Here is a 22,976-nt window from a genome sequence, read left to right on the forward strand (position 1 = left end):
ATAATCAGCACCATCTGTGGGTTTTATACCTGCCCAAACCCCTGCCGGCGCTAGGAGTTTGCGGGGTTTGGTGCTAGAAAATACACCGCACCGCGGCAACCGGTGTTCAGGTGGATTTGGCGGGGCGTGCGGGCACTAGCCCAGACAGCCGCGCAGCATGACAGAACGGATGAACCTTGACCGAGATTTCTGACCAGACCGGATCACCGCAGCCTTCAGACCTTCTGCCCGTGACCATTGAGGAGGAGATGCGCTCCTCCTACCTTGCGTATGCGATGTCGGTCATTGTCAGCCGTGCGTTGCCTGATGTGCGAGATGGTCTCAAGCCCGTGCACCGGCGTATTCTTTACGCCATGCACGAGAGCGGCTTTACGCACGACAAGCCTTACCGCAAGTCCGCCCGTGCAGTGGGTGAGGTCATGGGTAAATATCACCCCCATGGCGACAGCTCCATTTACGAAGCCATGGTGCGTATGGCGCAGTCCTGGTCCATGCGCGTCAAGCTGATTGACGGGCAGGGTAACTTTGGCTCGGTGGATGGGGACAGCCCCGCCGCCATGCGTTATACCGAGGCGCGTCTGGCCCGCTCCTCCACCTTTCTGCTGGGTGACATTGACCGTGATACGGTCGATTTTCAGCCCAACTATGATGAAAGCGAAAACGAACCCACGGTTCTGCCCGCCGCTTTCCCCAACCTGCTGATCAATGGCGCCACCGGCATTGCCGTGGGTATGGCCACCAACATTCCCACCCATAATCCGGGGGAAGTGGTGGATGCCACACTGGCCCTGATCGCCCGACCGGACATGACGCTCGAAGAGCTGATGGAAATTGTGCCCGGCCCGGATTTTCCCACCGGTGGCACCATTCTGGGGCGTTCTGGCATTCGCAGCGCCTATGCTACGGGGCGTGGCTCCGTAATTATTCGCGCCAAGGCCGATATTGAGGAAATCCGCAAGGACCGCAAAGCCATTGTGGTGAGCGAGATCCCCTATCAGGTCAACAAAGCCACCTTGCAGGAGCGTATTGCCGATCTGGTCCGCTCCAAGCAGGTGGAAGGCATTGCCGATATCCGCGACGAGTCCGACCGCTCGGGCATGCGCGTGGTGATTGAAATCAAGCGTGATGCCACGCCCGAAGTGGTGCTGAACCAGCTTTACCGCTTTACCCAGCTCCAGACCTCCTTTGGCGTGAACATGCTGGCCCTTGATGGCGGCAAACCCCGCCTGATGGGCCTGAAGGATGTGCTGGAGGCCTTTATTGCCTTCCGCGAAGAAGTAATCCTGCGCCGCTCGCGCCATGACCTGAACAAGGCGCGCGACCGGGCCCATATTCTGGTCGGGCTGGTTATTGCGGTTGCCAATATTGATGCCGTTATTGCCCTTATCCGCGCAGCGCCAGATGCTGCCACCGCGCGGGAATCGCTTATGGCAGCGCAGTGGAATGCTGCGGATGTGGAACCCCTGCTGGCCCTGATCCACGATGAAGGCAACGTGGTGGTGGATGGCAAGGTCCGCCTGACCGAAGCACAGGCACGCGGGATTCTGGAACTGCGCCTGCAACGCCTGACCGGGCTTGAGCGCGACAAAATCCAGAACGAACTGTCCGAAGTGGCGGTGCGGATTAACGAATTGCTCGAAATTATCAGCAGCCGCCCCCGCCGTATGGAAGTGCTGTGCGAGGAACTGGCCCGTGCCCGTGCCGAACTGGTAACCCCGCGCGTAACCGACATTACCGATTATGACGGGGATCAGGATGATGAAAGCCTGATCGAACCCGGCCAGATGGTTGTGACCATCACGCGGGAAGGCTTTATCAAACGCACACCGCTGGATGTGTTCCGCGCGCAAAACCGTGGTGGCCGTGGCCGCACCGGGGCAGGCACCCGCGGGGATGATATTGTGGTGCGCTCCTTTAACGCGCACACGCACCAGTGGGTTATGTTCTTCTCCTCCGGTGGCAAGGTGTACCGCCAGAAGGTGTGGCGTCTGCCAGAGGCAGGCCCCGCCGCCAAGGGCCGCGCGCTGGTTAACCTGCTGCCTGACCTTGGAACAGACACCATTACCGCCGTGCTGCCCCTGCCGCAGGACGAGGAACTGTGGGAAAGCCTACACCTTGTCTTTGCCACTGCCAGCGGGGGTGTACGCCGTAACCGGTTGAGCGACTTCCGCAATATCCGTGTTTCCGGCATGATCGCCATGAAGCTCGATGACGGTGATAGCCTGATCGGCGTTGCCACCTGCCGCGATGGGCAGGACGTGTTCCTTGCTACCCGCAAGGCACGCTGCATCCGCTTCCAGATTACGGATGACACGGTGCGTGTGTTTGCCGGGCGTGGGTCGTCGGGTGTGCGCGGGATCCGTCTGGCCGAGGGCGACCGGGTGATCAGCCTTGCCGTGCTCAACCATGTTGAGGCCACGGTGGAGGAACGCGCAGCCTACCTGCGCATGGCCAACGCCAAACGCCGGGCCGAAAACGCAGCCGACACCGAGGATGATGCCGACGTATCCGTGGTGGATGGGGATGAGGATGAAGGTGCAACCGGCACCGAAGCCCTGACCCCCGAACGCTTCGCCCAGCTTGAAGCGGCAGAAGAAGTGCTGCTGATTGTGAGCGATGGCGGGTTTGGCCGCCGCTCCTCCGCCTATGATTACCGCGTAAGCGGGCGTGGCGGGCAGGGCATTACCAACATGACCTTCTCTGCCAACAAGCGCGGGACGGAGGTTTCGGCCACCCTGCCGGTGCTGCCGGGTACGGATGTCATGCTCGTGACCGATGCTGGCCGCCTGATCCGTGTGCCGGTTGACCAGGTGCGTATTATGGCCCGTCAGGCTAGCGGGGTGACCCTGCTGCGCCTGAATGATGCGGAACGCATTACCAGTGTATTCCCGGTCATGGATGATGGTGAGGACGAAGCAGGCGAGGCAGAAGATGCCGCTCCCCAGCCGTCCGCGGATGATGGTGCCGGTCCCGCAGCATGACCAGCCCTGCTGCCGCACCCAAACGTGTCGGGCTGTACGCTGGCACGTTTGACCCGGTAACAGTCGGCCATCTGGACGTGATCGAGCGGGCAAGCCGGCTGGTGGACCGGCTGATTATCGGGGTTGCCCGCAATCCCGGCAAAAGCCCGCTTATGCCGCTTGAAGAGCGGATCGAATGTGTGAGCGAAGCCCTGCCTGCCATCAAGGCGCGTACAGGGGGGGAGATGACGGTTGTCTCCTTCCACTCGCTTCTGGTGGAGGCGGTGCGGGCCAATGGAGCTACGCTTATCTTCCGTGGCTTGCGCGTTCTGTCCGACTTTGATTACGAAGTGCAGATGACGGGCGTAAACCGGCGGCTGGATAGCGGGATAGAAACCGTGTTCCTTATGGCGTCGGAGCGCACGCAGTTTATTTCCTCCCGTATGGTGAAGGAAATTGCCAGCTATAACGGCGATATTTCGGAGTTTGTAACACCCTATACCCAGGCGCGCCTGCTGGCCCGTCTGGCTGAACGCACGGGCTGAACCGCGCATTTGGGCGGGTGTTGCCTTAACAGGAGAGTTTCTGATGTCCACAGAAGATAAAAAAGACCTGATTTACATGGATGTGCCCGCAGGCCGCGTGGTTATCCGCCTGCGCCCCGACCTTGCCCCCAAGGCGGCCGAACGCCTGCGCACGCTGGCCGAACAGGGTTTTTATGACAACGTGGCTTTCCACCGCGTTATCCCCGGCTTTATGGCTCAGGGTGGTGACCCCACGGGTACGGGCATGCACGGTTCCGACCTGCCGGACCTGCCCGCCGAATTTACCAACAAGGCCAAGTTTGAGCGTGGCACCATTGGCATGGCGCGTACCTCTGACCCGAACAGCGCGAACAGCCAGTTCTTTATCATGTTCGAACCCTCCCCCCATCTGGATGGCCAGTACACCATTGTGGGTGAAGTGGTTGAAGGCATGGAGAACGTGGACAAGATCAAACGTGGCTCCGGCATGTCCGGCGTGGTGAACGAGCCCGACCGGATTGCCAAAATGGTTCCGGCGGACAAGGCAGAAGCCTGATCCCACGCAAACGGCCCGCCCTAACCCGGCGGGCCGTTTTTGTATGGGCCTTAACAGGCTATGGCCGCGTATGTGCCCCAACGGGCATGATGTGGCACAAAGAGGCGGAAAAATGCCTTTGTGCGCTTGACGCAGGGGGTTAATCCGGTTAGGAACAGCCCCATCACGCACGGTCCATGACCGCCCGCGTGGTTCCATGTGTGAGCCGGTAGCTCAGCTGGTAGAGCATTCGACTTTTAATCGAATGGTCGAGGGTTCGAGTCCCTCCCGGCTCACCATTTCTCCCCAAAAAGCGCTAAAGACGGCCATTTTTTGAATGGTTAGAAAGTAAGGTTATACATTCATGCTAGCGAATGACCCGCTTCTATATACTCGGGTCAATCTCTTTTCCCGCCTGCACCTCGGGGTCATTTTCAAAAACGTGGAGGACGGCAGACCAGAACGCCCGCAGGGTTGGAAAACTGCCCCAATTAGATGGTTCTTCAACCTCTTCAGTGGGACTTATGCGGATCAAGGCAAAGCTTGCATGGTTGAGTTCCGCCTCATTGCAAGCCAGTAAAGTCTTTAGTTCGTTGACTGTTTGCTGTTTGAATAGCAGGTCATGACCTTGTGGTGCATTTTCAATAGCCTCTGCCAAGGTATCGCTAAAAATATTAGCATCCTCGCCAAACGAGCCCGTACCCAGATCGGTCAGGCGCGGGAATAAGTCAATAATATCAAATTTATTCAAGTCTAGCAGTTTGGACATAGTAAACTAACCTATTATGTTCTTTTTTGGTAATTGTAATGCGAATATACCGTACAGTCTTACGCTGACGATTAGCTTTTTCAATGACAACAGTTTCCCTTTCAGAGATATTTTGGTCTAATAGCATTTCCGCTCCATCTTTGGCATTCTTGAGCCAGGCATCAATATTGGATACGTTATTTTTAAGTGTTTTTTGAATAATACGGTCTACTTATGACTGTGTAGTAAATAATGAATCTTATGGCAGTTTTTACTTTATAAACTGATGCTTAATATATTCGTCTCTGAGAGCAATGTGTTTTCGTAGTATATGGCCCCCTACCTTGAGATTATGCGGTAGTGATTCATTACGGTCGTCATCAAATCTTTTCTAGCAGTGATGTGAGATGAGGTTCTGGTTTGCGCCTGATCTGGCTGGTTGAGACGCGTAAGGTGAAGGACGGTGGAAGTGTTCCCAAGTGATGTCAGCATGCCTGAAGGTCAGCCGGTATGCATCTGTTAATGCCACGCGAATGACCCGCCTTTACATATCTGGGTTAATCTCTTTTCCCGCCTGTACCTCGGGGTCATTTTCAAAACTGTGGAGGGTGGCAGACCAGAACGCCCGCAGGGTTGGAAAACTGCCCCAATTCGGTGGTTCTTCAACCTCTTCAGTAGGACTTATGGCGATCAAAGCAAAGCTTACATGGTCGATTTCTGCATCATTGCAAGCCAGTAAATTCTTTAATTCGTTGACTGTTTGCTGTTTGAATAGCAGGTCATGACCTTGCGGTGCATTTTCAATAACTTCCGCCAATGTAGCGCCAAAAATATCAGCATCCTCGCCGAAGGAACTGGCACCCAGATTTTTGATACGCGGGAATATGTTGCGAATATCATTATTTGTACATTCTAGCAGTTTGGACATAGTAAACTAACCCATTATGTTCTTTTTTGATAATTGTAATGCGAATATACCGTGCAGTCTTACGCAGACGATCGGCTTTTTCAATGACAACAGTTTCCCTTTCAGAGATATTTTGGTCAAGCACCATTTCCGCTCCATCTTTGGTATTCTTGAGCCAGGTATCAATCTTGGAGGCGTTATTTTTGAGTGCTTTGTGAATAATAAATTCGGCTACTGCCTGTGTAGTAAAGAATGAAAATACTGGAAGTTTTTAATTTGCAATCCGACGTTTAATATATTCGTCGCTGAGAGCGATGTGTTTTCGTAGTATATGGCCTCCTATCTTGAGATTATGCGGTCGTGATTCATTACGGTCGCCATCAAATCTTTTCTGCCAGTGATGTGAGATGAGATTCTGGTTGGCGTCTGATCTGGCTGGCTGAGGCGCGTAAGGTGAAGGACGGTGGAAGTGTTTCCAAGTGATGTCTGCATGCCTGAAGGTCAGTCGGTTACGCATCTGCTGATGCCACGCGAATGACCCGTCTTTACATATCTGTGTTAATCTCTTTTCCCGCCTGTACCTCGGGGTCATGTTCAAAACTGTAGAGGGTGGCAGACCAGAACGCCCGCAAGGTTGGAAAATTGCCCCAATTAGGTGGTTCTTCAACCTCTTCAGTAGGACTTATGGCGATCAAAGCAAAGCTTGCATGGTTGAGTTCTGCCTCATTGCAAGCCAGTAAAGTCTTTAATTCGTTGACTGTTTGCTGTTTGAACAGCAGGCCATGACCTTGTGGCGCATTTTCAACAACTTCTGCCAACGTATCGCCAAAAATATCAGGATCCTCGCCGAAGGAACAGGCACCCAGATCGGCTAGACGCGGAAATATGGTGCGAATATCATGATTTGTACATTTTAGCAGTTTGGACATAGTAAACTCATGCGTGGGGTGCTTTTTGATCATTGCAATACGGATATACCGCGCAGTCTTACGCTCCATCTTGGGCATCCTTGAGCACTTTGTAAATAATATGTCCGGCGGGCGTCCTGCATAGTAAAAATTAAATGACTGGATCTTTTTCCTTTTTTAAACCGATATTCCATATATTTGTTGGTTGGAGCAGCCTATTTTAGGAGGACATAGTCACCTACCTTGAGAGTGTGCGCTCGTGTTCTGAGGGGGTATCCCTCGTGTTAGGGACGGGTTTGCTCAGTAGGTGTTGTTGCTGGGATGTGTGGCAGAATAAAAAACAGTGTTTATGCGCGCAATGTGTGGCATAGGTTTTTTATCGTTGCCTATTCTGCGCCCTTTGGGACAACGCCCTAGCGTTGCGCAAGACATGCCAGACGCCCTTATAACCCCTTCCGCCTTATAATCCTTGAGCACCTGTTCCTGCCTGTCAGGGGCAGGTTTTTTTGTATTCAGGGTATGGAAAAATCCCGCGTGCGGCATGTGGGCTGTGGCCTTGGGGCTGGCGGGTAGTGGGCAGACGACCAATCCGTTAAATGGAGGTTCTGAACATGGCCGATACAGGCCACAATGTGCCCGTTATGGGGTCAGTTACGCGCAATACAGCCAAGGTTGCTGCCATTGTTGCTTTTATTCCCTCGTTTTTTTCTGTTCTTCCCCCAAATCTGGCGCTTGTTATTTGTGCTGGTATGGTCACCTGTGCGGCCATAACCGCGGCTGTGCCCGCGCCCGTGCATGGGCGGCTGCTGGTTGTGCTGTACCAGATTGTGCGGGTGCCGGGGCTGGGGGTGCAGTACGCCGTGCCCTATATGGCGGCCCATCTGGTTAAGACCCCGTCTGCCAGCGTGCCTGCTGCGGAGGCCGGAGCTGCGGCCACGGAATGTGTGGTTGCAGGGAAAACTACACCTTAAAAATTTTCCTTTCAGGAACAATAAATATGAAAAATTATGTCAAAGCAGGCAGCCTTGCGGTGCTGTGCCTACTGTGTTCGTGTGCGCAAACTGCTCAGGGCAAGTTGCGTCAGGCCGTGTATGATACGGCCAGTGCGTACCACCTGCTGGCCAGCCCGATGCCCGATATTATGGCAGGGCACGTGCACGGGGTAAGCCTGAGTGCCGGGCAAAAAGCCCTTGCCCGCAAGGCCAGTCAGAGTGTGCTGGACGAACTGAGCGCACTTGAGCAGTCCATACAGGCCGGGAACACGCTGGCCGAAACAGCCGTTGCAGCCCTGCAGGCGGATTTTGCCGCGTTTTCCACCTGCTGGAGCGGGCTTACCGCAGGGAGCACTCCGGCTGCATGTACCTTGGCCACGACGGCAAGTACGGCCACCACTGCCACGCAGGCTAATGCGGCTGTGTCCGTATCCACCAATGGGAAGGAATGAACCATGACCGCAGCAGAAATTAGCGCCATACTGGGTATTGTAGGGACTGTGGTCTCTCTGGCGGAAAAATATGGTCCCGAAGCGTATGACACGGTTTTGAGCGCCATTGCGCAAAGCAAAAGCGGCACAGGCCCGAGTGATGCGGATATTGCGGCACTCTTTGCCAAATGTCAGGCTGACAACGCGGCTATTCAGGCATCATGAGTGTGGATTTTGAGTGCGGTATGGTGCTGGGTGGGGGGCTAGTAGGGCTGGTGGGGGTTGCGCTGGCCGTAACCCTGCGCCTGCTCGCCCAGCGTGACGGTGGCTGGCCAGACTAGGTGTTTAGTCCCGGGTTTTGTGCTGGAAGTGCTGTCTCGGCGCATAAAAACCGGCTGCACGCATGGCCTCTTACCGATAATGCCATGCTTAATAGATTAATTTGGCGAATTTCATTTCAGGAGGATGGGTGTATGCCTTGGGAATATAGTCAATCTACAGGCTTTCTAAATTCAACAACAGCATTACTGTGAGTGGTCATGCAGGCATAGGAGTGGGGGAAAAAACCAGCCACACAACAAGCTAGTTTATAACACTGCTCCTATCCCTCGTGGCACAGACTCCATTGGGAAGCCATTCCGTCAGGCGCATATATGGTGCGCCTGACTCCTATAAAGGGCACCAATGTTTACGGAAGAACGGGATTTGTGATGCATGGAGAGAGTGCTGGTTATTCTGGAGAAGCATCAAATGGATGCATTATCGTCAAACCTGATACGCGGTAGCGGATATGGAACAGCAATGATTATATTATAAGGATAGTAAGATGAAATATTTATACTTGTTTATTTCTTTCGTATTCACAAATTATGCTTATGCTCAATCCCCACCAGCGTGTGAGCATTGGCCAAAAACTATGGCCCTTATGGGTATGAAGAACGCAGAAATTGTTGATCTAGATAAAATAAATGAAGATAAGACAAAAGTTGTTCTTTTGGCATACCAAGCTCTACCAAACGGTCTTTTTAAAGAAATATATGATATCACTTATTTTTCCAATGATGGTAAGCTTGTATTTGAAGTTATTACTTCGAGTGAATCTTCTTACGAAGAGTGTTCGATGTCTGATGTTACGACATTTCTTATTTCTAGACACATAGAGTGATTCTCGACCGGTTCGTCAGTGCAAGGCGATTCGGTTGACGAAGATGGTCCCGCTTAATACATCGCGATCATCTACGCGAGACTTCGCGTGGCGTTACCCCAAAGGCTGTTGTTGGCGTTCCAGCAGGTCGCGCACGGTTTGTACAATCTCGCCTATGCTTTCCTCGCAGTAGCGGTGCTGGTCGGCGGCAAAGATGGTGTTGGTGTAAAAAGGCCATTGCAGGCTGTGGCTGGCTGCGCGCAGGTGCAGGATGGCCTGCTCGTAACGGGCAAGCTCCTGCGCCGTGGCGCTGGGCAGCGTATCGGTGCTGAACAGGCCGCGCCGGGCAGCGTGAGTATAGGCATCGACCAGCGCCGCGTGGCGGTGGTCGGGGCAGGGCGGATGTGCTTCCAAAGTGTTCTCCCTCAACAACACGCGGCCAGTATGTGCGTAATAAACGCACAACGCAAGACCTCATAACACGCATATGTGTGCGGGGGAGTGCGGGCTTATGGAGGGCTGGGCGTTACTTCCAGGTCCATTTGCCCACAACACGGCCGTTAATGCTGATTTCTTCCAGTGTGAGCTCGTAGGTGGAATAGGCGCTGTTAATGCTCATGATCCGCACCCGCCGGGGCTCCTCCATGCCGGGGATCAGTTCCAGCCGTTTGAGCACAAGGCCAAACCCGTCCCACAGAACATACACACCGGGGGGGGAAGGAATACGGTGGGCTGTGTCCACCAGCACCCTGTCTCCGGACTGGTAGTCTGGCTCCATGCTGTCCCCCGCCACGCGGACAATGGCCAGCGTGTCTGGTGTTTCGGAAAAAGCCGCAACGTAGCCACGCGGCAGGGTCCAGTGTTCCACCGGGCGCAACCCGTCCTGCGGGGCGCACAGAACCGGCACACAGCCCGGCCCGGCCGATGTGATGACATCATACTCAGGTATGGCAATGCGGCCGGAGCCCGCCGGGGGCAGGGTATCGGGCTGGGGTGGGGCTGGCGCGGGCGTAGGCTGGGGGGTCATTTTGGCCACAAGGCCCGCTTCCCCCATGCTTACACCGGCAAGGTTCCATACCTCGTTGGCGGTAATGGGCGGGTCTCCCCTGCCATTGAGCAATGGCACCATGGATTTGACCATGGGTAAGGGCAGCACATCCTTTTTGTAGGAGGTCTCATACATGCGGTAGGAGGAAAACTTCTCTCCGTACCCCAGGTCGCGCGCAAACTCACGAATCGTATAACCGGCGCGCTCGCGCAGGGTTTTAAGCCTGTCCGTGATCCGATTCTGGTTCATGCCTGCATTGTGGTCAAAAGTGTCGTGCATGTCAGTGCGTAAAAACCGCTTGCAGTTTGTATTTTTAATACGCACATTATGTGCATGAACAACGCACATACCAGCCTGCCGGATGCGGTGCAAGAGCCGCCCCGGCCTTTTCCCGCCCCAATGACCCCACCGCAGAGCGATTTGCGGGGTCTGCCCTTTATGCCGCTCGATACCTGCCGCCTGCTGGATAGCGACCTGTTCGCCCTGAGCACGGGGGACGGGTTTAAATGCGCCGTAGCCTTGTGGTGCAAGGCATGGCAGCAGGTGCCAGCGGGCAGCCTGCCGCATAACGACCGGGTTCTGGCGCATTTGTCCGGTGCGGGTGGGCGGTGGCCCACGCTGCGCACGGTGGCCCTGCACGGATGGGTCGTCTGCTCTGATGGGCGGCTGTACCACCCCGTTATTGCGCAAAAAGCCAATCAGGCCTGGAAGGCCCGTCTGGCCCAGCGTGCCCGTGCGGCCCGCCGCTGGGGGCATGCGCCGGAGGAGAGTGCTCCCCCCACACAGGCCCCCGCATGCCACGGCACAGCCCACGCAGATGCAAGGGAGAGTGATAGGGAGAGCAAGAGTCGCTCACTGCGTTCGCGGGGGAATAATCAGGCGGATTTAGCGCGGGGGCGTTCCAGCAAGGCGCATGTGCCACACCCGCTGGAGGAGCAGGCCGCGCGGTTGAGGCAGCGCAGCGCGGCCCGCAAACAGGGGCGGGAGCCAGCGCGTAACACGCCAGAGGCACAGCCCCACATGGCGGATGATGACAAACCCGGTGGTGCGGAATGTTGAGCCTGAACGCGCAGGGCCACGGCATGGCGGACCTGCCCCAGCCCAGCCCCGCACTGGCTGGCCAGCTGGAGGCGTTTCGCCCCGGAGGGTTTGCTCCCCCATCTGCCCTTGTGGACGAGGCACGCGCCCTTCTGCCAGCCTATACCCGCGCCCTGTCTCCCCTACCTGTGCTGGAACTGACCAGCAGGGTAGAGGAGTTTGCCGAAATGCTGAACGCGGGCGTGGTTAACCCACTGCCCGGCGTGGCCCTGCAACTGCGTTGTGTGGCGCTGGTTACAGCCTGCGCCACAGTGCCAGCACTGGCATGGAGCGAGGCCACTGTGCGCCGTGCCCTTGTGGCGTTTACGTTTTTTCCATCCGCGGCACAGTTGGTGGCGTTGCTGGAGGCACAGTGTGGCGAGGCCCGCGCCACGCAGGGCCGGTTGCGCCTGATGGTGGCAGAGGCCGACCGGCGCATGGCGCGCGCACAGGCGCAGGAGCTGCGCTGGGCACAATGGGAGCAGCACCATGCGCTACAGCCTGTGTACAACCCTGTGGATAATGTGGATTGTATGCAAAATCGGACCTGATTGCGCGCCACTTTACAAAAAATTGAACAGTTTATGGCCCGTTTTCTCCAAAAAGGTGGAAAAGGCAGGGCAGGCAAGGATTTTATGCAAATGAATGCATCCCACACGCAGGTTTCCAAAAAACAGGGTGGAGTACCCCATGCGGGTCTTTTATCCGCGCAGGCAGGGTGCCAGCCCACGCCCGAGCGGATGGAAAAGTCCATCTTTGCGGTGGACACGGCAACGCCGTGCAACCCGTTGCAGGTGCTGGGTACGGTGCAGGCGCTGCTGAATGCGCGTGATATTACCCAAGATGCCGCCAATGCAGCGGAACGCTGGTATAAGGACTGGGTGTTTGCCTATGTGGGGCATATTGAATACCCCACAAACCATACGCCTAATACCCTGACCCGGCATGATGATGTGTCCTGGCAGATGACACGCGCGCACGCCGCTGGCCGTCTAGCCGATGTGCGCCACGCTCTTGGTTTGTGCGCTGATGTGCGGCTTAAACTGATGCTGGTGGATGAGCTGTCATTCATGCAGATGGGGCGCGTGCTTTTTCCGCATCTGTCAGATGCGCGGGCGCGGCTCAAGGTTTCTGCCCAGTGCGCCATGCTGCTGGAGCAGCTTGAAGGATTTTATAACAGTCTGCGCCGGGCAAACCAGAACCGTAAAAAACCGCGTTCTGGTGTGGCGGCAGGCTAGGCCGGTCGGGAAAAAAGCTGGTGCAAGGCATGGATTTGTAAAAAATATGCACAATGTGCGTTTTTTTTAACTTGCCATGTGCGCGCAGCCTGCGTATGTAAATATCTACATTGGAATTCCTGCGCCAGACCGCAGCAAGCCGCCCCACCGGGCGGCTTTTTTTATGGGCTGGGCGCTACGCGGCACACAGGGCCGTATTCCCCATTTGTGGAAAAATCATGATCCAGTCAGTCAGCTATGCCGATGTGGTGCGCCTGCACCGCACGGATGCCGTGTGCGTTGGCCTGCGTGCGGGCCTGCCCTTGCTCTGCTTTTTGGTGCCCGAGGCGGAAAATACACGCCACAGGGCCGATGTTCCCCTTTCGTGGTGCGAGAGTGCGCAGGCCAATCTGCCGCCAGAGGTGCGCGTGCGCTGTGTGGTGCGCGAGCGGGCGGTGCGTGGGCCGGTTGTGGGGCAGCTCCCCCAGCCTGCCATGCAGCGCATTCACGCCATGATCGCGCGCGAGCGTACCAGCCAGACGGTGGAAGGAGGCTGGCCGCACAAGACCACGCCCCACAATAAGGCCAGCACCCATGCCTGCATGCAAAAAAACACCAGTTCCCGTAACGGTACTGCCCGAACCGGCTATTACGCCTGAGGTCTGGGAGCATATCTTCAGTCAGGCGGAGGAAGGCCACACCCTGCGCCAGATCAGCACGGGGGCGGGCATGCCAACATGGGAGCATATGCGCGCCAGCCTGCGTGCAAGCCCCACACTGGCCAGCCGCTACGCCCGCGCAAGAGTGCTGGCAGCAGAAGCGTTTGAAGACCGGCTGTTGCAGGAGGTCCATAGCATTAGCGGGGAAGATACAGCCGCCATGCGCCTGCGGATTGATACCCTCAAATGGATCATGTCCAAGCATGCGCCCGCCCGCTACGGCGAAAAAGCAGCAGGTGAACCACAGGAGCCCCCCGCGGCCCGGCCCGATGGCAGGCCCCGCACCATTCGCCGTGTGATTGTGGACCCGCAGGTGCGAGAAGCAGTAAAAAATGAGCAGACCAAGCCTTAAAATACCCACGGCAAGGGTGTTCGCACCCCTGCTGGCTCCGTGCCGTTACAAAGGCGCTTATGGGGGGCGGGGGTCGGGCAAGTCGCATTTTTTTGGCGAATGCGTGGTGGAGGAGCATCTGCGGCTGGCAGGGCACCGCACGGTGTGCATCCGGGAGGTGCAGAAATCCACCCAGTTGTCCTCCCGCCAGTTGATTATTGATAAAATCAGCCAGTTTAACCTGCAACGGTATTTTGATGTGCAGGACAGGGCCATTCGCACACCGGGGGATGGGTTAATTGTGTTTCAGGGTATGCAGAACCACACGGCAGAAAGCCTGAAGTCACTCGAAGGGTTTGACCGGGCATGGGTGGAGGAGGCGCAGTCTGTCTCCGCCCTGAGCTGGCGTATGCTGCGGCCCACTTTGCGCAAAAAAGGGGCAGAAATCTGGGCATCATGGAACCCTCATGCTCCAACCGATGCGGTGGATGCGTTTTTCCGTGGTGCGGGCCAACTGGTCGGATAACCCGTGGTTTGATCAGGGCACCTTGCCAACAGAGCGGCTGGAGGACCAACGCACCCGCCCCGATGAATACGGGCATGTGTGGGAAGGGGATTACCAGAGTTTTTCCGCAGCCCAGATTTTTGCAGGCCGGGCGGCGGCGCTGTTTCTGCCTTACTAGCCCCCACGCGGGGTGCGTGGGGTAGGGGCGGCTGCACTGGCTATGGACGAAGGGCTGGCGTCCCTCTCCTTTGGCACAACGGCGGGGCGGCAGACGCTGGCCATGGTGCAGGATGCATCGGGGCTGATTGTGCCGCCTGTGGTGGATGGCACAATGGCCGCAACACTGCTGGATAACGGCTACAATTTTTACGGTGCATATGCCAACGGCTCCAGCACGTTCCAGTTCATGCGGCCCGGTTGTGTGTCTGGCCCGTTCCTGTGGGCGGATAGTTACGTCAACCAGATCTGGCTCAATGCCAGCCTGACCTCGGACCTGATCACCCTTTTGCTCAATACCGGGCAGATTCCGTACAATACGGAGGGTGATACCCTGGTGGCCGCCGCCGTGCAGGGCACCATTACGCAGGCACTGGGTTTTGGGGCCATTCAGCCCGGTGTGGCGTTAAGCACGGCGCAAAGGCAGCAGATCAACAATGCCTCGGCCATGGCTACAGCGGCGGATAGCGTGGCCACGCGGGGGTGGTATTTTATGCCCAACGTGTCCAGCGCTGCCGCGTCCTTCCGTGTGGCGCGCACCACCCCGCCCGCGCGCCTGTGGTACGCAGATGGCCAGAGCGTGCAGGCTATTACCCTGAACAGTGTTGAGGTACAGTAATTATGGCGCTCGATATTTCGGCAGCCAATGCCATTTTCACCATAACCGTGCCGGGCCTGTATAATGCGCCCGTTACACTCAAGAACTTTTCAACCGACCGGGCGTGGGATGTGGCGGAGCAGAACTGCGCGCATACCCAGATGTCGATAGATGGTTACCTGAACGCGGGTTTTGTGCCCGAACCCGTGGAGCAGTCCATTACGCTTTCTGCCGCGAGCGAGAGCGTCATCGTGTTTGAAGCCATTATGACCGCCCAGCAGACCGCGCGCACGCTCTACCGCCTTGGGGCGGAAATTACGCTCACCGGCACAGGCCGCAAATACACACTGGTCAATGGTGTGCTGCGTGGTGTGTCCCCCATGCCCAGTGCCGGGCGTTTGCTGGCAGACCGGCATTTTGCCGTAAGCTGGCAGGCTATTTACCCGGCGGGGCTGTAATGGCTATCCGCCAGACCAGCGTGACCGTCCCGCTTGAAGGGGCGGATTACGGCAAGGTGTTTGTCATTACCCGCATGTCCGCCATGGAGGCGGACCAGTGGGGGCGGCACTGCCTGCAGGCGGCCATTGCCTCGGGCGCGGATATTCCGGGGCTGGAGGTGGATGCCGGGCTGGCCGGGCTTGCAGCCGTGGGGCTGGGCATTTTTGGTGCCATGGACCCCGAGCGGATGGACAGCCTGCTGGAGCGGCTCATGCGGTGTGTGAGCGTACAGCCCGACCCGCGCAACGCCGCCGTGCGCCGCCCGCTGGATGAGAGCGATCTGGAGGAAATCCCCACTGTTGGCTGGCTCCAGAAGGAAGCTTTTGCCCTGCATGTGGATTTTTTCAAAGGCGTCGGCCCGTTGTTTTCCCTTCTGTCGGCCCTGCTTCAGACGGAACCCGGCGCGCCGCCGCCCGATGCCCCAATGTAAGCGAGCGGCACGCGCTGGTCATGCTTGAAGGGCTGGCCAGCCTGTGCGAGCTGCAAACCGTTTATGACAGCGAGGATTTTGAAAACCTGCTGGAAATGGCCCTTATCAAACGCTTTAACAGGTAAAACGCAATGGCAACGCTAACACAGTGCCTGACTGCCGCCTTGGTGCCCCGGTATTCCGGTGGGGCAGGCGCGGTGCCGGTGCATGCTGCAATGGCGCGGGCGGTGCTGTCTGTGCTGGTGGGGGCCGCGCAGGGCGGGGCTTCTCCGCTCAGGCCGGGGGGCGCGGGCGGGCGGGGTGTGGTGGCAGCTCTTATGGCCATGCCCCCAATGGCGCGGGCGCAAGGAGTTGGGCTGGCCGGGGCACAGGTGCCGGGTATGGTAGCACTCTCCCCCGGAATGTTCCCCCCTGCGGTGCAGCCATTAGGGCAGGTTGGCAAAAGCTCGTCCACTTTAAGCGAATTTTTGCAAAAATGGTCGCAGGACCGCCCGTTATCGCCCGCCCTGTGGCAGATGCCACAGCAATTTGTGGCACCAGATGGAGCGGTGCAGGCTATGGCAGCCCGGCAGGGTGGGGCCTCGCCCGGCATGGTCTTTACCGGGGCCGCGCCGCAGGGCACTGGTGTGCGGAGGGGTGTTGTGTTGGTGGCTCCCCCCGAGCAGGCATTTTTGCTGTCCTCCGTCTCCCACCAGTCTTCCGTTCTGGTGCCTTATGCCGGAGGGGGGAGTGCCATGCGCGCCATTGCAGGCGGGTATGGGCAAAAGGTTTACGTGCCAGCCGGGCATGGCGCGGCCGTGCTGCTAGGGCATATGGTGGCCACACCGGCACAAAAGGGTGCGGCGCTTGGGGCTGTGCGCAGGCTGCACGGTGTTTACGGCACAATGCGCGCCATGCCGCACCATGCCGGGCTTATGGCGGGTGTTCTGCGCCATGCGGGTGTGTCTGGGCGGCAGGAGGGAGCTGCACAGGGGGTACTCCCCCCTGTGCCGGATTACCTGCATGTCACCAGCCGGGCCGTGGGGGTTGCCAGTATGGTGCTCCCCTTCACAGCTTCCGCCCCTGCGGTGCAGGCACAGATTACAGTCAACGCCCCAAACAGCACACCACAGGCTATTGGGAATGAGGTCGCCCACTGGATGAGCACACTGCGCATGCAGGCACGGCAGGCCAATATGGGGCAGTTCTAGGCTCTGGGCCGTTGAGCGGTGCAGGGGGCTGGCATGGTCTATCATACGGGCAGGAAACTGGTTTATGGTGCGCCCCATGCGTGTGGTACTGGCTTTTTTTGTATGGTGTTCTGTTGCTGTTCCCGCTTGGGCGGTGGAGGAACAATGCCAGGCATTCGGGGTGAATGCCCAGTTGCCGGCCCTGACCAACCCCCGGCTGGAACGGGGGACAACCCTGCTGTGTAACCTTGGGTATGCGGCCCTTGTGTCCACCGTGTCACACGGGCCGTTATGGGCGGCGGAACATCTGCGGGCGAATGATCTGACTGCTGCGGCTGACCTGCCGCGCAAGGGGCATTTTTATGCCGACCCGCGCTGGCCCGGTGGCGCCGCGCTGAGCGATTACAGGCGCACAAAACCTTATGACCGCGGGCACATGGCCCCCAGTGGGGACCAGCCAACCCTACAGGCCCAGCAGGAAACCTATGCCCTGTCCAACATTGTTCCCCAGGCCTCTGTGCTCAACAAGGGGATCTGGGCACGTATGGAGCATAAGGTGCGCCTGCTGGCCGAGCGCGAGGGCGAACTGTATGTGGTTACAGGACCGGCTTTTCATTTACGCCCCATTGCCACGCAGGGGCATGACCGTGTGTATGTGCCCAGCTCGGTATGGAAAGCCGTTTACTCCCCCTCGCGGGGCAGGGCGGGGGTGTATGTGTGCAAAAACCGCCCCGTTCACCCTCATTGCGATCAGGTAAGTGTGCAGACCCTTATCCGCAATACGGGGGTGGACCCGTTCCCTGCCGTTCCTGCGCAGGTCAAGGCACAGGTGTGGCATCTGCCCTCCCCCTGAATGTTGTGTGGCTCCCACCCTTTGGGGCAGGGCGGGCAGGAGGGTGTGTAACGTGTAACAGGCGGCCCCAGTGGCCGCTTTTTTGTTGCGTTCACCCTTGCTGCCCATTCCCACGGCCTCGTGCCTCGTGCCTCGTGCCTCGTGCCTCGTGCCTCGTGCCTCGTGCCTCGTGCCTCGTGCCTCGTGCTCTCCACAGGGCATGCACTGGCGCAGTCCTTTTCCCCTTTTGTTTTTGTCATTCTACAGGATGGAGTTTGCCATCATGCCCATGCTTCCCATCAACCTGCCCCCCGTATGGGATGTGCCCGTGGCGGCGGGGGTACCTGCCCTTCTGGGCCAGTCGGTTAAGGCAGGGGTTGCGGCCTCGGCCTCCACAGCCGTGGCAACCATGCTGAATGCCGCTGTTCTGGCGCAGGCCGAGCGGCAATGGGGTGTTTTTACGCCCGATAACAAACCGGTCTTAACATCGGGGCATGTGCGTGCGCTGGATGTGCAGAGCCAGTGCCGCATTGCCACCGCCCCGCTGGAGAACGGGTCTTTCCTGTCCTACAACAAGGTGCGCATGCCCGGCCTGTATGGGGTGGAAATGCTGTGTGATGGGTCCAGCATGGAACTGGGGAGTGCGAGTGTGCTGGGGGATCTGCTCAGCACGCTGGGTATGCCCGTCCTTTCTGCCGGGTTGCAGGCGCGTGCGCTGTTTGTGGCGACGCTGGATGCGCTGGTGGCGGACCTTGGTCTTTACCACATTGTTATGCCCGAGGCGGTTTACGCCAATGTCAATGTAACCGGCTACCGGATCCGGCGTGACGTGCATGCAGGGGTAAGCATGCTGGTGGCCGAACTGGCTGTGCAGGAGGTGCGGCTGGGGGCCAGTGCAACATATGCGGGCACCGCCACCCCACAGGGGCAGGCCGTGCGGAACGGAGGGCACGTGCAGGCCCTTGCCTCCAGCACAAGTGTGGCGGGGTTTTTGTAATGGCTGTTGTTATTCCCCTGAGCGCGGTTGCCTACCAGAGCCTGCGCGTGCCGCTTTCGGGGCGGGCATGCAGGCTGGATGTGCAGCAGCGCAGCACCGGCCTGTACGCCGCCCTGTGGGTGGATGACAGCCCCGTACTGGCAGGCGTGCTGTGCCAGGACCGCACATGGCTTGTGCGCCAAAGTGCCACAACCTTGCCCGGAGACCTGGCCTTTGCAGATACGCAGGGCACGCAGGACCCCGATTACACCGGCCTTGGCAGCCGTTTTGTGCTTGTTTACGCGGAGGACACCAATGGCTGAGACCGCACAGGGCAGCACGGTAGCCGCCGGGGGTACGCTGGGGGGGGCGCCGCCCGCCGCCTTGGCCAACCGGCAGGTGCGCGTGGTGTTCACTCTGGCGCAGGACGGGTTTGGCCCCGGCGGGGCAGAAACAATAACCCTGAGCGGCTACTGCGTGCACTGCCATATCATGAGCACAGGGCTGGAAAGCGGGATGAGCTGCGCCTTGCGGGTGGAAGGGCTGGCCCAGCCTCTGCTCAACCGCCTTTCGCTCATGCAGGCGGGTATGGCAGCACAAACGCGTAACACGGTGACCATTATGGCAGGGAACAGTGCCGCGCAGGGCAGCCTGCCGGTTGTGTTTTCTGGCGGTGTGGTCGAGGCTTTTGTGGATTACGCCAACAGCCCCGATGTGGCGTTTGAGGTCCGTGCCCTTTCAGGCGCATTGCCAGCGGCCGTGCCGGTTGCCCCTACCTCGTTCGGGGGGGATGTGCCGGTTGCTACAGTCATGCAGGCATTGGCCAGCAAGGCGGAGCTGGGTTTTGCCAATTATGGCGTGCAGACCCTGCTGCGCGGAGGGGTGTACTACAAGGGGTCCGTGGCCGAGCAGGTGGATAGCTGCGCGCGCGCGGCCCGTATTTCCTACCAGATCGGGGTGGGGGTGCTGGCTATCTGGCCTGCGGGCATGGTGGCCGGGGCATATGGGCCAGTGCGCCCTGTTAGCGTGGCGACCGGGCTGGTGGGCTACCCCAGTTACAGCCAGTACGGTGTGGTGTTCCAGACCGTGTTCAACCCCGACATCCGGTTCAGGGATACGGTTAGCCTGCAAACCGGAACCGCCACGCAGGCCACGGCTGGGGGTGTTGCGGGTCTTGCCCCCACACAGGCCGGGCCTGCGCAGGCCAGCCAGATGCGCACCGGCGGCGGCACGCTGCCCACAGGCGGGTTATGGGTTGTGCAGAACGTGCGCCACGACCTGCAAACCGAACAGCCCGATGGGTCATGGTTCACAACAGTAGAGGCGGCAAGGCCAGACTTTGCCGGGCAGGCATTTGCAAGATAAACTGGTAGGCTCCCTGCGGGCCGAGGATGGAGCCAGTGCGTTTAACGCCACCAACGCGGCCATTCGGCGGGTACTGGCCATGCTGGGGGCTACGGCTCTTGTGCAGGTACGGGCCGTGCGCGGAACAGGGCTGGAGCCGGTGGGTATGGTGGACGTGCAGCCCATGGTCCACCAGCAGGATGGTGCAGGCCGCACCACACCGCACGGGCTGATCCACAACGTGCCTTACCTGCGCCTGCAAGGGGGCCGGCGTGCGCTGATCTGTGACCCGGCGGTGGGGGATATTGGGGCCATTATTGTCTGCGGGCGGGATATTGCCAGCGTAAAAAGCACCCGCCAGCCAGCAGCCCCCGGCTCCTACCGCCAGCATGATTATGCAGACTCCCTGTATATTGGCGGGTTTTTAAATGCTCCCCCGCAGGAATACGCCGGCTGGGTGGGGGAGGATTTTGTGCTGAATACCACAGGCCGTTTTGTAGTGAACGCCAGCCAATGCCAGATCAACTGTGCAGTACAGGTGCAGGGTGGGCTGAGTGCGCAGGGGGATGTACAGGCCGGGCAGATCAGCCTGCAAAACCATACCCATGCAGGCGTGCAGCCCGGAGCGGGCAAAACGGGTGCCCCGCAATAAGGCGCATGTTCGCGCAATGGACACTGTTTTTTGTAACATGCCGCCCCGCTGGGCGGTTTTTTTTATTGGGGTGCCATGAACACGCTGCTGCTTGACCGGACCACATGGGACCTGCTGCCCGATGCCAGCGGCAATATGGCCGTGGCATCGGGCTCGTATGCCATCTGCCAGAATGTTGCTTCTGCCATAAGGGTTTTTACGGGGGAATGTTACTACAACACCGCAACCGGCCTGCCCTACCGCCAGCATATTCTGGCCCACACGCAGGCTGCGCCCGTGTTCCGGATGCAGGCGGAACAGGCGGCCAGTGCCGTGGCCGGTGTGGCCGCCGCCCGGTGTGTGCTGACCGGCATTGCCGCCAACCGCCAGTTATCTGGCTATGTTCTTGTATCCACCACTTCGGGAGATGTGCAGCATGTCGGGTTCTAACACCGTAGGGACCACCGCCGTACCCGCCCCAGCCATGACCGATGCGGGCTTTGTGGCTCCGACGGAAAGCGATATTCTGGCCGGTATTCTTGATGACATGAACGCAGCTTTTGGCAATGTGCTCAATACCGACCTGTCCACCCCGCAGGGTCAGCTTGCCATGTCCCTTACCGCCATTGTGGGCGATGCGTATGACCAGATGCTTGCCCTGTTCAATGGTGTGGACCCCGCGCGGGCGGCAGGGCGTATGCAGGACGCCATTGGCAACCTGTATTTTATGACCCGCAAACCCGCCACGGCTACGGTGGTCACCTGCCAGTGCTCGGGTGCGGCAGGTACTGTTGTGCCACAGGGTACACTGGTGCAGGACGGGAGTGGCAACACCTATGCAGCCGATGGTGCCATAACGCTGGATGCCACGGGGTATGGGGTGGGTACGTTTTCGTGCACTGTTACGGGGGCGGTGGAATGCCCGCCGCTGAGCCTGGGCGTGTACCAGTCTGTTGTGGGGCTGACCAGTGTGAGCAACGCCGCAGCCGGGGTAGCCGGGCAGGCGGTGGAAGGACGGCAGGCGTTTGAACTGCGCCGCCAGCAGACTGTAGCACGCAATGCCATGGGGCCGCTGGATGCGCTGGCGGGGGAGGTATTGTCCACCCCCGGTGTGACCGATGCCTATGTGAGCGAGAACAGCACGGCAAACCCTGTGACCACAGGCGGGGTAACGCTGCCCCCGCACAGCCTGTATGTGTGTGTCAATGGCGGGCTGGATACGGATGTGGCCCTGGCCATCATGCGTAAAAAAACACCCGGCTGCGCAAGTGTGGGCACAAGCAGTGTGGTTGTGGCAGACCCCAACGCAGCCTATGCCAAACATCCACAATATACCGTGCAGTTTACCCGCGCGCAGGCAACACCTGTTTATGTGGCGGTGGTGCTGGCGGGTGGGGCTTCGGTACCATCTACAGCGGTGGCGGATGTGCAGGCCGCTCTTGTGGCGGGGTTTGAAGGGGCCACGGGCACGCAGCGTGTGCCCATTGGTGGCACGGTTTACGCCAGCAATTTTTATTCCAGCGTCAGCAGTGTGGGGGACTGGGTTAAAATTGTTGGCATAACCGTGGGCCTTGCCGCCCAGCCAGTGGCCTCCACCGTGCAGGTCAATATTGATCAGATCCCTGTTGTTTCAGCCGCAACAATTGCTGTGCAGGTGCTCTGATGGAAGGCGTGCAGCAGACTTTTTTATCCCAGTATGCCAATGCGCCGCGTATGCAGGCACTGGTTGCAGGCTGGAACCAGATGCTCGACCCCGCCGCCCTGATTGACCAGTGGTACAGTCAGGTCTGGAACCTGCACAGCGCACAGGGGTACGGGCTGGACGTATGGGGCCGCATTGTTGGGGTTTCCCGTGTGTTAAGCCTTTCTGCGCAGTCCTACCTCGGGTTTTATGAAGCCTCGGACCTGACGGAGGAAGGGTTTGCCAACGCACCATGGTACCGTGGGGTGGAGGCAACCAGCAATTACCGTCTGTCTGATGATGGTTACCGCCAGCTGATATACGCCCGCGCGCTGGCCAATATTTCCGGCGGGTCGGTGTTTGAGATCAACCAGATTCTGACAACGCTTTTTGCCGGGCAGGGCGACGCCTATGTGCGCGACAATAACGATATGAGCATGACCTACGTGTTCAGCTTTGTGCCGACTGCCGTGCAGGTCAGCATTATCCAGAACAGTGGCGTGTTGCCCCGGCCTGCGGGTGTTTCCGTATCCTACCAGATTCAGAGCAATTGAT

At 58.6% G+C, this 22,976-nt stretch carries 33 protein-coding genes and 1 tRNA gene; 27 read left to right on the top strand and 7 right to left on the bottom strand.

The annotated features are described in order from the left end of the window. The first annotated feature begins 176 nt into the window (after positions 1-176). From gyrA to ACSYTG_RS01590, 4 genes are all read left to right on the top strand, one after another. Positions 177-2,981, top strand: a complete 2,805-nt coding sequence (gene gyrA, locus ACSYTG_RS01575; RefSeq protein WP_095350018.1) for a DNA gyrase subunit A — start codon at positions 177-179, stop codon at positions 2,979-2,981. Next, positions 2,978-3,505, top strand: coding sequence for a pantetheine-phosphate adenylyltransferase (coaD, locus tag ACSYTG_RS01580; RefSeq protein WP_086647031.1), 528 nt, complete (start codon positions 2,978-2,980; stop codon positions 3,503-3,505). Before gyrA ends, coaD begins: the two co-directional genes overlap by 4 nt. 43 nt (positions 3,506-3,548) lie before the next feature. Next, complete coding sequence (locus ACSYTG_RS01585; RefSeq protein ID WP_086639914.1) at positions 3,549-4,040, top strand: peptidylprolyl isomerase; 492 nt, start codon at positions 3,549-3,551, stop codon at positions 4,038-4,040. Between the two features lie 202 nt (positions 4,041-4,242). Further along, positions 4,243-4,318 (top strand) — tRNA-Lys (locus ACSYTG_RS01590). An 86-nt stretch (positions 4,319-4,404) separates the two neighbouring features. On the opposite strand, the gene ACSYTG_RS01595 is transcribed toward ACSYTG_RS01590, so the two are convergent. The 5 genes from ACSYTG_RS01595 to ACSYTG_RS01615 form a co-directional block, all read right to left on the bottom strand. Next, positions 4,405-4,788: a hypothetical protein gene (locus tag ACSYTG_RS01595; RefSeq protein WP_489783636.1), complete on the bottom strand. Its 384-nt coding sequence runs from the start codon at positions 4,786-4,788 to the stop codon at positions 4,405-4,407. Beyond that, entirely contained in the window at positions 4,763-4,990 is a 228-nt protein-coding gene (locus ACSYTG_RS01600) for an RNase A-like domain-containing protein (protein WP_489783708.1), read from the bottom strand. Before ACSYTG_RS01600 ends, ACSYTG_RS01595 begins: the two co-directional genes overlap by 26 nt. Positions 4,991-5,311: 321 nt before the next feature. Next, positions 5,312-5,695 carry a hypothetical protein gene (locus ACSYTG_RS01605; RefSeq protein WP_489783638.1) on the bottom strand — a complete coding sequence of 128 codons (384 nt, stop codon included), beginning with the start codon at positions 5,693-5,695 and terminating at the stop codon, positions 5,312-5,314. After that, positions 5,667-5,897, bottom strand: coding sequence for an RNase A-like domain-containing protein (locus ACSYTG_RS01610; protein WP_489783710.1), 231 nt, complete (start codon positions 5,895-5,897; stop codon positions 5,667-5,669). The genes ACSYTG_RS01605 and ACSYTG_RS01610 overlap by 29 nt, the downstream gene beginning before the upstream one ends. Before the next feature lie 322 nt (positions 5,898-6,219). Beyond that, complete coding sequence (locus tag ACSYTG_RS01615; protein ID WP_489783712.1) at positions 6,220-6,603, bottom strand: hypothetical protein; 384 nt, start codon at positions 6,601-6,603, stop codon at positions 6,220-6,222. 590 nt (positions 6,604-7,193) lie between these two features. Here ACSYTG_RS01615 and ACSYTG_RS01620 point away from each other — a divergent pair. From ACSYTG_RS01620 to ACSYTG_RS01635, 4 genes are all read left to right on the top strand, one after another. Further along, positions 7,194-7,553 carry a hypothetical protein gene (locus ACSYTG_RS01620; RefSeq protein ID WP_489783640.1) on the top strand — a complete coding sequence of 120 codons (360 nt, stop codon included), beginning with the start codon at positions 7,194-7,196 and terminating at the stop codon, positions 7,551-7,553. Between the two features lie 26 nt (positions 7,554-7,579). Continuing rightward, positions 7,580-8,026, top strand: coding sequence for a hypothetical protein (locus tag ACSYTG_RS01625; RefSeq protein ID WP_489783642.1), 447 nt, complete (start codon positions 7,580-7,582; stop codon positions 8,024-8,026). A gap of 3 nt (positions 8,027-8,029) precedes the next feature. Beyond that, complete coding sequence (locus tag ACSYTG_RS01630) at positions 8,030-8,230, top strand: hypothetical protein (RefSeq protein WP_095350105.1); 201 nt, start codon at positions 8,030-8,032, stop codon at positions 8,228-8,230. Positions 8,231-8,831: 601 nt separating this feature from the next. Then, complete coding sequence (locus ACSYTG_RS01635; protein WP_489783644.1) at positions 8,832-9,170, top strand: hypothetical protein; 339 nt, start codon at positions 8,832-8,834, stop codon at positions 9,168-9,170. A gap of 93 nt (positions 9,171-9,263) precedes the next feature. Here the strand turns inward: ACSYTG_RS01635 and ACSYTG_RS01640 are convergent, their stop codons facing one another. Together ACSYTG_RS01640 and ACSYTG_RS01645 are read right to left on the bottom strand one after the other, a co-directional pair. After that, positions 9,264-9,563 carry a hypothetical protein gene (locus tag ACSYTG_RS01640; RefSeq protein WP_489783646.1) on the bottom strand — a complete coding sequence of 100 codons (300 nt, stop codon included), beginning with the start codon at positions 9,561-9,563 and terminating at the stop codon, positions 9,264-9,266. 112 nt (positions 9,564-9,675) lie between these two features. Then, on the bottom strand, positions 9,676-10,476 hold the full coding sequence (locus tag ACSYTG_RS01645; RefSeq protein ID WP_233129214.1) for a LexA family transcriptional regulator: 801 nt from the start codon (positions 10,474-10,476) through the stop codon (positions 9,676-9,678). Between the two features lie 54 nt (positions 10,477-10,530). Between ACSYTG_RS01645 and ACSYTG_RS01650 the strand changes: the two genes are divergently transcribed. From ACSYTG_RS01650 to ACSYTG_RS01740, 19 genes are all read left to right on the top strand, one after another. Continuing rightward, the gene (locus ACSYTG_RS01650) at positions 10,531-11,256 is read left to right on the top strand and encodes a DUF1376 domain-containing protein (RefSeq protein WP_489783648.1); all 726 of its coding nucleotides are present in this window, start codon (positions 10,531-10,533) and stop codon (positions 11,254-11,256) included. Continuing rightward, complete coding sequence (locus ACSYTG_RS01655) at positions 11,250-11,825, top strand: hypothetical protein (RefSeq protein ID WP_489783650.1); 576 nt, start codon at positions 11,250-11,252, stop codon at positions 11,823-11,825. The genes ACSYTG_RS01650 and ACSYTG_RS01655 overlap by 7 nt, the downstream gene beginning before the upstream one ends. Positions 11,826-11,909: 84 nt before the next feature. Next, positions 11,910-12,512 carry a hypothetical protein gene (locus ACSYTG_RS01660; protein WP_491706436.1) on the top strand — a complete coding sequence of 201 codons (603 nt, stop codon included), beginning with the start codon at positions 11,910-11,912 and terminating at the stop codon, positions 12,510-12,512. Positions 12,513-12,730: 218 nt separating this feature from the next. Further along, positions 12,731-13,150, top strand: coding sequence for a hypothetical protein (locus tag ACSYTG_RS01665; protein ID WP_278740229.1), 420 nt, complete (start codon positions 12,731-12,733; stop codon positions 13,148-13,150). Next, a complete protein-coding gene (locus ACSYTG_RS01670; protein ID WP_489783654.1) occupies positions 13,086-13,562 on the top strand; it encodes a terminase small subunit-like protein in 477 nt (158 codons plus the stop codon). Before ACSYTG_RS01665 ends, ACSYTG_RS01670 begins: the two co-directional genes overlap by 65 nt. After that, positions 13,543-14,067 (top strand): phage terminase large subunit, encoded by a 525-nt coding sequence (locus ACSYTG_RS01675; RefSeq protein WP_489783656.1) that lies wholly within the window; start codon positions 13,543-13,545, stop codon positions 14,065-14,067. Before ACSYTG_RS01670 ends, ACSYTG_RS01675 begins: the two co-directional genes overlap by 20 nt. Next, positions 14,042-14,224: a hypothetical protein gene (locus ACSYTG_RS01680; protein WP_489783658.1), complete on the top strand. Its 183-nt coding sequence runs from the start codon at positions 14,042-14,044 to the stop codon at positions 14,222-14,224. Before ACSYTG_RS01675 ends, ACSYTG_RS01680 begins: the two co-directional genes overlap by 26 nt. Positions 14,225-14,236: 12 nt before the next feature. Then, positions 14,237-14,881 (top strand): hypothetical protein, encoded by a 645-nt coding sequence (locus tag ACSYTG_RS01685; RefSeq protein ID WP_489783660.1) that lies wholly within the window; start codon positions 14,237-14,239, stop codon positions 14,879-14,881. 2 nt (positions 14,882-14,883) lie between these two features. Continuing rightward, complete coding sequence (locus ACSYTG_RS01690; protein WP_253530538.1) at positions 14,884-15,318, top strand: phage tail fiber protein; 435 nt, start codon at positions 14,884-14,886, stop codon at positions 15,316-15,318. After that, positions 15,318-15,788: a hypothetical protein gene (locus tag ACSYTG_RS01695; RefSeq protein WP_166115858.1), complete on the top strand. Its 471-nt coding sequence runs from the start codon at positions 15,318-15,320 to the stop codon at positions 15,786-15,788. The genes ACSYTG_RS01690 and ACSYTG_RS01695 overlap by 1 nt, the downstream gene beginning before the upstream one ends. Before the next feature lie 131 nt (positions 15,789-15,919). Continuing rightward, the gene (locus ACSYTG_RS01700; protein ID WP_489783662.1) at positions 15,920-16,978 is read left to right on the top strand and encodes a hypothetical protein; all 1,059 of its coding nucleotides are present in this window, start codon (positions 15,920-15,922) and stop codon (positions 16,976-16,978) included. Between the two features lie 64 nt (positions 16,979-17,042). Continuing rightward, on the top strand, positions 17,043-17,810 hold the full coding sequence (locus tag ACSYTG_RS01705) for a DNA/RNA non-specific endonuclease (RefSeq protein WP_489783664.1): 768 nt from the start codon (positions 17,043-17,045) through the stop codon (positions 17,808-17,810). 262 nt (positions 17,811-18,072) lie between these two features. Beyond that, positions 18,073-18,786: a hypothetical protein gene (locus ACSYTG_RS01710; RefSeq protein WP_489783666.1), complete on the top strand. Its 714-nt coding sequence runs from the start codon at positions 18,073-18,075 to the stop codon at positions 18,784-18,786. Beyond that, positions 18,786-19,088 (top strand): phage baseplate plug family protein, encoded by a 303-nt coding sequence (locus ACSYTG_RS01715; protein ID WP_415437519.1) that lies wholly within the window; start codon positions 18,786-18,788, stop codon positions 19,086-19,088. Before ACSYTG_RS01710 ends, ACSYTG_RS01715 begins: the two co-directional genes overlap by 1 nt. Continuing rightward, positions 19,081-20,130 (top strand): baseplate hub protein, encoded by a 1,050-nt coding sequence (locus ACSYTG_RS01720; protein ID WP_489783668.1) that lies wholly within the window; start codon positions 19,081-19,083, stop codon positions 20,128-20,130. The genes ACSYTG_RS01715 and ACSYTG_RS01720 overlap by 8 nt, the downstream gene beginning before the upstream one ends. After that, positions 20,120-20,761: a Gp138 family membrane-puncturing spike protein gene (locus ACSYTG_RS01725; protein WP_278740213.1), complete on the top strand. Its 642-nt coding sequence runs from the start codon at positions 20,120-20,122 to the stop codon at positions 20,759-20,761. Before ACSYTG_RS01720 ends, ACSYTG_RS01725 begins: the two co-directional genes overlap by 11 nt. Positions 20,762-20,836: 75 nt before the next feature. Further along, positions 20,837-21,190 carry a hypothetical protein gene (locus ACSYTG_RS01730; RefSeq protein WP_415421010.1) on the top strand — a complete coding sequence of 118 codons (354 nt, stop codon included), beginning with the start codon at positions 20,837-20,839 and terminating at the stop codon, positions 21,188-21,190. After that, on the top strand, positions 21,177-22,403 hold the full coding sequence (locus tag ACSYTG_RS01735; protein WP_489783671.1) for a baseplate J/gp47 family protein: 1,227 nt from the start codon (positions 21,177-21,179) through the stop codon (positions 22,401-22,403). The genes ACSYTG_RS01730 and ACSYTG_RS01735 overlap by 14 nt, the downstream gene beginning before the upstream one ends. Beyond that, positions 22,403-22,975 (top strand): DUF2612 domain-containing protein, encoded by a 573-nt coding sequence (locus ACSYTG_RS01740; protein WP_489783673.1) that lies wholly within the window; start codon positions 22,403-22,405, stop codon positions 22,973-22,975. Before ACSYTG_RS01735 ends, ACSYTG_RS01740 begins: the two co-directional genes overlap by 1 nt. Position 22,976: the final 1 nt, after the last annotated feature.

The organism is Acetobacter sp. ESL1128, assembly GCF_058505085.1.

Excerpts from the sequence above, each read along its gene's own strand:
- coaD (WP_086647031.1), top strand. The coding sequence starts at position 2,978 with ATGACCAGCCCTGCTGCCGCACCCAAACGTGTCGGGCTGTACGCTGGC.
- ACSYTG_RS01585 (WP_086639914.1), top strand. The coding sequence starts at position 3,549 with ATGTCCACAGAAGATAAAAAAGACCTGATTTACATGGATGTGCCCGCA.
- ACSYTG_RS01595 (WP_489783636.1), bottom strand. The coding sequence starts at position 4,788 with ATGTCCAAACTGCTAGACTTGAATAAATTTGATATTATTGACTTATTC.
- ACSYTG_RS01605 (WP_489783638.1), bottom strand. The coding sequence starts at position 5,695 with ATGTCCAAACTGCTAGAATGTACAAATAATGATATTCGCAACATATTC.
- ACSYTG_RS01615 (WP_489783712.1), bottom strand. The coding sequence starts at position 6,603 with ATGTCCAAACTGCTAAAATGTACAAATCATGATATTCGCACCATATTT.
- ACSYTG_RS01620 (WP_489783640.1), top strand. The coding sequence starts at position 7,194 with ATGGCCGATACAGGCCACAATGTGCCCGTTATGGGGTCAGTTACGCGC.
- ACSYTG_RS01625 (WP_489783642.1), top strand. The coding sequence starts at position 7,580 with ATGAAAAATTATGTCAAAGCAGGCAGCCTTGCGGTGCTGTGCCTACTG.
- ACSYTG_RS01630 (WP_095350105.1), top strand. The coding sequence starts at position 8,030 with ATGACCGCAGCAGAAATTAGCGCCATACTGGGTATTGTAGGGACTGTG.
- ACSYTG_RS01635 (WP_489783644.1), top strand. The coding sequence starts at position 8,832 with ATGAAATATTTATACTTGTTTATTTCTTTCGTATTCACAAATTATGCT.
- ACSYTG_RS01645 (WP_233129214.1), bottom strand. The coding sequence starts at position 10,476 with ATGCACGACACTTTTGACCACAATGCAGGCATGAACCAGAATCGGATC.
- ACSYTG_RS01650 (WP_489783648.1), top strand. The coding sequence starts at position 10,531 with ATGAACAACGCACATACCAGCCTGCCGGATGCGGTGCAAGAGCCGCCC.
- ACSYTG_RS01655 (WP_489783650.1), top strand. The coding sequence starts at position 11,250 with ATGTTGAGCCTGAACGCGCAGGGCCACGGCATGGCGGACCTGCCCCAG.
- ACSYTG_RS01660 (WP_491706436.1), top strand. The coding sequence starts at position 11,910 with ATGCAAATGAATGCATCCCACACGCAGGTTTCCAAAAAACAGGGTGGA.
- ACSYTG_RS01665 (WP_278740229.1), top strand. The coding sequence starts at position 12,731 with ATGATCCAGTCAGTCAGCTATGCCGATGTGGTGCGCCTGCACCGCACG.
- ACSYTG_RS01670 (WP_489783654.1), top strand. The coding sequence starts at position 13,086 with ATGCCTGCATGCAAAAAAACACCAGTTCCCGTAACGGTACTGCCCGAA.
- ACSYTG_RS01675 (WP_489783656.1), top strand. The coding sequence starts at position 13,543 with ATGAGCAGACCAAGCCTTAAAATACCCACGGCAAGGGTGTTCGCACCC.
- ACSYTG_RS01690 (WP_253530538.1), top strand. The coding sequence starts at position 14,884 with ATGGCGCTCGATATTTCGGCAGCCAATGCCATTTTCACCATAACCGTG.
- ACSYTG_RS01695 (WP_166115858.1), top strand. The coding sequence starts at position 15,318 with ATGGCTATCCGCCAGACCAGCGTGACCGTCCCGCTTGAAGGGGCGGAT.
- ACSYTG_RS01700 (WP_489783662.1), top strand. The coding sequence starts at position 15,920 with ATGGCAACGCTAACACAGTGCCTGACTGCCGCCTTGGTGCCCCGGTAT.
- ACSYTG_RS01705 (WP_489783664.1), top strand. The coding sequence starts at position 17,043 with ATGGTGCGCCCCATGCGTGTGGTACTGGCTTTTTTTGTATGGTGTTCT.
- ACSYTG_RS01710 (WP_489783666.1), top strand. The coding sequence starts at position 18,073 with ATGCCCATGCTTCCCATCAACCTGCCCCCCGTATGGGATGTGCCCGTG.
- ACSYTG_RS01715 (WP_415437519.1), top strand. The coding sequence starts at position 18,786 with ATGGCTGTTGTTATTCCCCTGAGCGCGGTTGCCTACCAGAGCCTGCGC.
- ACSYTG_RS01720 (WP_489783668.1), top strand. The coding sequence starts at position 19,081 with ATGGCTGAGACCGCACAGGGCAGCACGGTAGCCGCCGGGGGTACGCTG.
- ACSYTG_RS01730 (WP_415421010.1), top strand. The coding sequence starts at position 20,837 with ATGAACACGCTGCTGCTTGACCGGACCACATGGGACCTGCTGCCCGAT.
- ACSYTG_RS01735 (WP_489783671.1), top strand. The coding sequence starts at position 21,177 with ATGTCGGGTTCTAACACCGTAGGGACCACCGCCGTACCCGCCCCAGCC.
- ACSYTG_RS01740 (WP_489783673.1), top strand. The coding sequence starts at position 22,403 with ATGGAAGGCGTGCAGCAGACTTTTTTATCCCAGTATGCCAATGCGCCG.